The organism is Pseudomonas sp. 05N433, assembly GCF_056396925.1.
Window position 1 is genome coordinate 1 of sequence record NZ_JBFTML010000114.1, and the last position, 6333, is coordinate 6333.

Annotated in this window: 5 protein-coding genes and 2 pseudogenes; 2 read left to right on the forward strand and 5 right to left on the reverse strand. The window is 56.0% G+C overall.

Going from position 1 to position 6333, the window contains the following annotated elements:
- Together AC1DIS_RS29805 and AC1DIS_RS29810 are read right to left on the reverse strand one after the other, a co-directional pair.
- Positions 1 to 177: pseudogene (locus AC1DIS_RS29805) on the reverse strand (malate:quinone oxidoreductase); the annotation flags it as partial.
- 181 nt (positions 178 to 358) lie between these two features.
- On the reverse strand, positions 359 to 1000 hold the full coding sequence (locus tag AC1DIS_RS29810; protein WP_028940415.1) for a hypothetical protein: 642 nt from the start codon (positions 998 to 1000) through the stop codon (positions 359 to 361).
- Between the two features lie 464 nt (positions 1001 to 1464).
- On the opposite strand from AC1DIS_RS29810, the gene AC1DIS_RS29815 reads away from it, so the two are divergent.
- Positions 1465 to 1998 carry a hypothetical protein gene (locus AC1DIS_RS29815; RefSeq protein WP_028940414.1) on the forward strand — a complete coding sequence of 178 codons (534 nt, stop codon included), beginning with the start codon at positions 1465 to 1467 and terminating at the stop codon, positions 1996 to 1998.
- Positions 1999 to 2796: 798 nt separating this feature from the next.
- Complete coding sequence (locus tag AC1DIS_RS29820) at positions 2797 to 3165, forward strand: DUF6124 family protein (RefSeq protein WP_028940413.1); 369 nt, start codon at positions 2797 to 2799, stop codon at positions 3163 to 3165.
- 296 nt (positions 3166 to 3461) lie between these two features.
- Here AC1DIS_RS29820 and AC1DIS_RS29825 read toward each other — a convergent pair.
- The 3 genes and pseudogenes from AC1DIS_RS29825 to AC1DIS_RS29835 all read right to left on the reverse strand — a co-directional run.
- Positions 3462 to 4932: pseudogene (locus tag AC1DIS_RS29825) on the reverse strand (malate:quinone oxidoreductase).
- A 318-nt stretch (positions 4933 to 5250) separates the two neighbouring features.
- On the reverse strand, positions 5251 to 5961 hold the full coding sequence (locus tag AC1DIS_RS29830) for a GNAT family N-acetyltransferase (protein WP_477744290.1): 711 nt from the start codon (positions 5959 to 5961) through the stop codon (positions 5251 to 5253).
- Between the two features lie 77 nt (positions 5962 to 6038).
- A partial coding sequence (locus AC1DIS_RS29835; RefSeq protein ID WP_477781288.1) for a YceI family protein occupies positions 6039 to 6333 on the reverse strand: 295 nt, incomplete at its 5' end.

Here is a 6333-nt window from a genome sequence, read left to right on the forward strand (position 1 = left end):
TTCCTTGATGCCGACGCGGGTCATTGGCCACACGTTGTGCGTGGTGGTGGTGCTCAGCAGGTCCAGGTACGAGCCTTCTTTGAGGAACTTGGTGCTGAAGGTCGCGAATGGGCCAAACAGGATGACGCGCTTGCCGTCCAGGACACGGGKGTCCARGTGCGGAACCGACATTGGCGGAAAAGGGGACTGATTTATTTTGAAGGAAATAAATCAGTCCCCTTTTTGCACCTTTTTGCAAGACATTGCCCGGCAGGTTCGGTGGATCAGCGAGCTGCTGGCTTGAGCCCTTTTCAGGGGTTATACGAATTGTTGCTGAGCGGTGATCCGGCAAGGTCAAAGCAGGCAAGAAGCAGAGGCTTCACTGGGCATTGAAGAGTGGATCCTTGGTGTGAAAGTTTCCATCTGCTGACCTGGCGCAGACCTGTGGTCGCATTGGCGTTTCTATAGTGGTATTTCCAACAGCAGTGAGTTTGCGTAGCTGAATGATGCAACCCGCTTTGAACGTGCTGATTTTGACAATCTGGAACTGCATTTCATAATCCTGCCCCGGCTCTGGCGTGAACACCACGGGTTTGGGCGAGCATGAAACCGAGCCAACCATGCCAAAGGTCGCAATGAAGGGTTGGTTGGCAGTCACGACATGCTCGTCGTAGAGTCGGGGTGATTCGTTGATCAGCTTGCTCTCCTTGCTCGCAGGCATGCCAATCACGCTGTTCTGATGGTCTGACTCCCTGAATGGATAAAGACCTGCGGAGTCGATATGGGCGGTTTTCCAGCCGGACTGTTCGATGGGAAAACTCTTGAGAGACTCGTTGTAAAACTTCTCGCAAGTCTGGCCGCTGACGAATCCGCCGTGCGCGTTATCGCCTGTGATCAGACGGACACGGGCGGTGGTGGTAGGGTCAAACTTGCCAGCCTCGGCTTCATTGCGAACGTCGGTTTTACTGGTGGCGCAGCCGATGAGAGTCAAACTGATTGCCAAGGGGAGAAGTTGACGCATAAGTGTCCTTTCTTTTCTGTGAAAATTTGAGAGCTTGAACGTGAATTAGGACGAACAGAGGCGGTCCGCCTGGCGACTAAACTTATCGAAGTACCTCAGTCGTTAACGGCTGATGTTCCTGGAGGAGGGGCTCGCTCTGGCCTATAGCGGCCTGAGGTCGCAAAGGTTTAGCGATAATAAAAATGGGACAAATTTATTTCCATGTGCCTCCTGTCACCGCCGCAGTGACTGGGCGGAGCAGCCCGTGGCACGTTAGGTTGTAGGTGCCTCTCGAAGGGACAGCTCCACCAGAGACAACCTTGAGAATTTACCCTTGATCAAGGCTGTTTGAGTTTCCTGGGCAAAAAAGTGAGTCCCTTGCTAAACGGCAGATCTTGCTGCCGTTTAGCAAGGGACAAAGGCGACTTGGGCTAACGCCTACTATGCTCTTCTCGCTTCAACTCATTTTCAGAAAGGAAACAAGGATGCGCTCAAGGATCGCCATCGGTACATTGCTGGTCGCTTTGCTAAGCGGCTGCACATCTGTACCCCCTCTGAATTTCTCCGTTCCAAGTATTTCGCCCTCGACTCACAAAGTGGACGCGGACCTTCGTGCAGTATCCGTTTCCTTCGCTGCCCCCAATGAGCAAACAGGAAATGTACCGTCCGATGGTGAAGGCATTCCCGAACTCTGGGAAAGGGCAGTAGTAGAAGCCATTAACAAGAGTTCAGTATTCGACGACGAGTCGACAAAAAAAGTGAATCTTTTCGTCAAAATCCAGGAGCTGGATCCGCCGGCAGCTGGCGTGACCATGGTGACTGATGCTTCTGCAAAGTACCTGCTGGTAAATCGCAAAACGGGCGAAACCTTGCTCGAAGAAACGATCATCACCCAGGGCATCGTCCCTCCAGGCTACGCCTTCGCGGGTGTCGTCCGCCTCAAGGAATCAGTCAATCGCGCCGTACAGAACAATATTCGAGACTTCCTGGCGAAACTGGAAGCTCAGAAGTTGAACTAGGCGTAAAGACAAGGTAATCGCCTTGGAAGGACGTGCTCGGTGAAACGCTGTATGACTTCGTGAGGCTACAACATCCAACGCCATTGCCTACGCCCGCTACAGAATCGGCCGGCTGTTTCGCCAGGCGGTCGCCGGTATCTTGTCTCCCGTCACCGCCCGCAGTGACCGGGCGGAGTAGCACGACTCCATTACCTGCGTACAGTTGTCATCTTTTTTCAACCCTGCACGGCTCCATTCAAAAGGACCGACGCAGCGCTCAGCGTCATATCCATCCGCCGGTGACCGATCAGGCATTCTCCTACCAAATCCTTGATTCAAAAAAACCGCGCCGTCGCGCGCGCCCTGCATGACTTTAAGCGGGCGACAGGTGCGGCCGTGCCGCAACACAACCCTAAAATTGTCAGACGCTTCCTCGTTTTTTGAAAGCGCTCACACGTTTAACGATGCGTGTTTAAAGACACCCGCTGTTACGTCCTAACGGCTACAACGCCTTGCGTCGTTGCCTACGCGTGCGCCAGAATCCGCTGGCTTGTGCGGCTGTGGGGCGGGCTATATCGTTTCCCTGTCACTGAAAAACAGTGATCGGGTTTGGTAGCCCGCTTCGAAACAGTCGCATTGCGACACCTATGCAGTCTCTTTTTTTTTGGGACTCGGCTTTATATGGTGGGCATGCGTGGGGCTCCTTCGTGAGCGCCGGGTTTCCCGTTTCGACCGGTCTACCAACCCACGTATGGCCGCCACCCTTCGTTTGGTAGCGAGGGTGATGGCTCCCCAATATTCGAAACCGGAGTTCCATCTATGTTCAAAGTGACACCTAACCCACCGGGACCTGACACCGATCCGGCATCCCCGTACGAATCCGACGATTCAAAAAAATTTCACGAAGCCGCCGAACGCGCTCTCAATTTCTACCTCAACCCGGCGGCGATCATGAACAACACCCCACGCAAACCCAGCACCATGTACATGGTTGCGCCGGATGTTGGCCATGAAGCCTTGCTGGTTCAAACGTGCGAGAACCTGGCGTCGGCCAGTGTCATGGCCAGCGACATCGCTGCATTGGTGGAGGGCACCCACCGCAATACCCTGCTGGCGCTTCAGCAGGTCATCATGCTGGCGGAACTGGCGGTGAATCGAATGCTGGATAACTTCGTTCCACCCAAGTAATCACTCAGCCCTTTACCGAGAGGCTTGCCCCTCGGTAAAGGGCTTTGATAGTTACAATGCGAAGGGCGCGCATCCAACTTCACCCTCAAATCCCCCTTCAAAAACGCCAGCGGTGACATGGTCACCAAACGGCCGATCACGCGCTGGGGCTGCTCCGCAGCCCAACGGGAGCAAGCTCCCTCGCCACAAAAGCATTTCCTTTTGGCCACTCTCGCAAATCATCTGCACTGAATCCCGCCCACAAAAAAGCCCACTGACCGTCACCGATCCAGTGGGCTTTCCGATTACGCTTCTACTTACAAAGCCATATCCGTCGCAGCATTAGCCTTCGGCGCCTTAGCCGGAGCAGCCGGAGCAGCAGCCGGAGCCGCCACCTGACCAATCACCGGCGGCGGAGTCAGCTCCARCACCTTGGCGGTGTAAGCCCACTCTTGAGCCACTTTCTCAGGGCTGTTGTTCAGCTGAGTGCCGTAGCTAGGCACGATCTGGTGCAGTTTTTCCTGCCAGGCTGGGGTGGCAACCTTGTCCTTGAACACTTTCTGCAGCACGGTCAGCATGATCGGTGCGGCAGTCGAYGCGCCTGGCGATGCGCCCAGCAGGCCGGCGATGGTGCCGTCWKSSGAAGCAACGATTTCGGTACCCAGCTTCAGCACGCCACCGGCGGCTTCATCACGCTTGATGATTTGCACGCGCTGGCCGGCTTGCCACAGGCGCCAGTCTTCGGCTTTGGCATTCGGGAAGTATTCTTTCAGGGCATTCATGCGGTCTTCGTCAGACAGCATCAGTTGGCCTGCCAGATACTCGACCAGTGGGTATTCCTTGATGCCGACGCGGGTCATTGGCCACACGTTGTGCGTGGTGGTGGTGCTCAGCAGGTCCAGGTACGAGCCTTCTTTGAGGAACTTGGTGCTGAAGGTCGCGAATGGGCCAAACAGGATGACGCGCTTGCCGTCCAGGACACGGGGCACCGCCGCCCGCGCCGATGAACACGAACTTGGCGTCGGTTTCGGTTTTGGTGCCGTCTTTCAGGTTTTTGTAGCTTACGCGCCAGCTGCCGTCTGCGTTCTTGGTGATGTCTTGCACTTCGCTAGACAACTTCAAGTCGAACTTCGGCGTGGTTTGCAGGTGCGCGACGAACTGGCGGGTGATCTCGCCAAAGTTCATGTCGTTACCGAGCGGGCTCCAGGTGGCCGCGACTTTCTGGTTCGGGTCACGCCCTTCCATCATCAGCGGAACCCATTTCTTGATCACTGCCGGGTCTTCGGAGTACTGCATGCCGGCGAACAGCGGGCTTGCTTGCAGGGCTTCGTAGCGCTTCTTCAGGAACTTGATGTTGTCATCGCCCCACACAAAGCTCATGTGCGGAGTGGAGTTGATGAACGAACGCGGGTTCTTCAGCACGCCTTGCTGAACTTGCCAGGCCCAGAACTGACGGGATATCTGGAAGGCTTCGTTGATTTCAACGGCTTTCGTGATCTGAACTTTGCCATTCTCGTCTTCCGGGGTGTAGTTCAGCTCGGCCAGGGCGGAGTGACCGGTACCGGCGTTGTTCCAGCCGTTGGAGCTTTCCAGGGCGACGCCATCGAGGCGCTCTACCATTTCCATCGACAAGTCGGGTTCCAGCTCATTGAGCCATACACCCAGCGTTGCACTCATGATGCCGCCGCCAATGAGCAGCACATCGACTTTCTTTGCCTCCGCGTAAGCGGACGTGATCCCCATCGACAAAGCCAGCCCCAGCAGGGCTGTGTTCAGTTTCTTAAACATTTGTAGCACCTATGATAAACGCCATCCGCCTCCAACCCTCATTCATGAGCAACCCAGGTTCACGGGTACGCAGGCAGCGTGCCGCGGGTTTCTGCATTCAGAAAGATTTGAAGGTGGGCACACAAGGCCGACGTGTCTCCATCGACCTCAGTTATATGTCCCTCGTGCACTGACTTCTTATCATTATTGGCTCAGCTACTTGAGCGACATTGATTCTGTCGCACGTCTGTGGACGTACGAACCGAATAAGTCAAACCAAGTTAATGCGACAGAATATCACGCCTCGGCCAGCCTGCGCGCCCGAAAGGACTCGACAGTCTAGACGGGACGAGGCCCGTGCTCGGCGTTTTTGCTCAAACGATCCAGCACAAACGCCTTGGCGTTGCGCGTCATTTGGTCGAGATGCCGGTCGCGCTGCTTTTCTGCATCGATCATTGCCCGCTTGCCGTGTTTTTGCAGCAGATACGTATGTATCTGCCGCACCTCCAAAGAACTGTAGATCGAGGTGACATCCAACAGGCCCATCAGGCCTTCAGTGGCGTGATCCCGGGTGTTCATCAGCACCTGAGTGCCGCGCACGCCCAGCACTTGAAAGCCCATCGACTCGAACCAGGGCACTTTGGCGACGGTGCATGTCAACTCGGCATGGGGGTAGCGATCGAGCATGTCTTGCAGCATCGCCCGTGCGACGCCCCGCCGCCGGTGACTGGCCTGCACCGCCATGTACGCCACGCCGCAGGCCTCGGGATCGTCCTTGACCGGCAGGTACAGCAAAAACCCGATGACCTTCTCGGGATCTTCATCATCCATGGCGACGGTCAACTCGACCGCAATGCCTTTGGCGCCGCCGAGCGCTTCCAGGTAGAGATGAACCTCATAGCCCACCGCGTATTGATAGACGTTGTACAACGGGTTGCTCGGCGCGATGCCTACCATGCTGATGTCGGTCAGGTTGTCGACGACCATCTGCAGAATCTGGCTGTTGATGGGCTCCGGGCATGGAGTGGCAAAGTGGGTGAGCTGGGGCATTGCGTTTCTGACTCCGGATCAAGGCTTACTGAACATCAGCCCGGCCATTGTCACAGATCGAGCCCCTCGCAGGAAAATCACCGCTGCGGCGCGACGATGCGGAAGCGGATGTCGATGTCGTTGGAGACCACCGTATCGGCCCACTCCCCCTCCCCGATCTTGAAGTCACTGCGTTTGAGAATGATGTTGCCATCGAAAATCCCGATGGCCTGCTCCGGCTTCAACAGCACCTTCACCTGCAACTCGCGCGTCATGCCCCTGAGGTTAAGTTTGCCGGTGATCAGATAGCGTTGATTGCCCAGCGCTTTTACCCGAGTCGATTCAAAGGTCGCCACCGGATAGTCCGCCGTGTTGAACCAGGCAGGCTTTTGC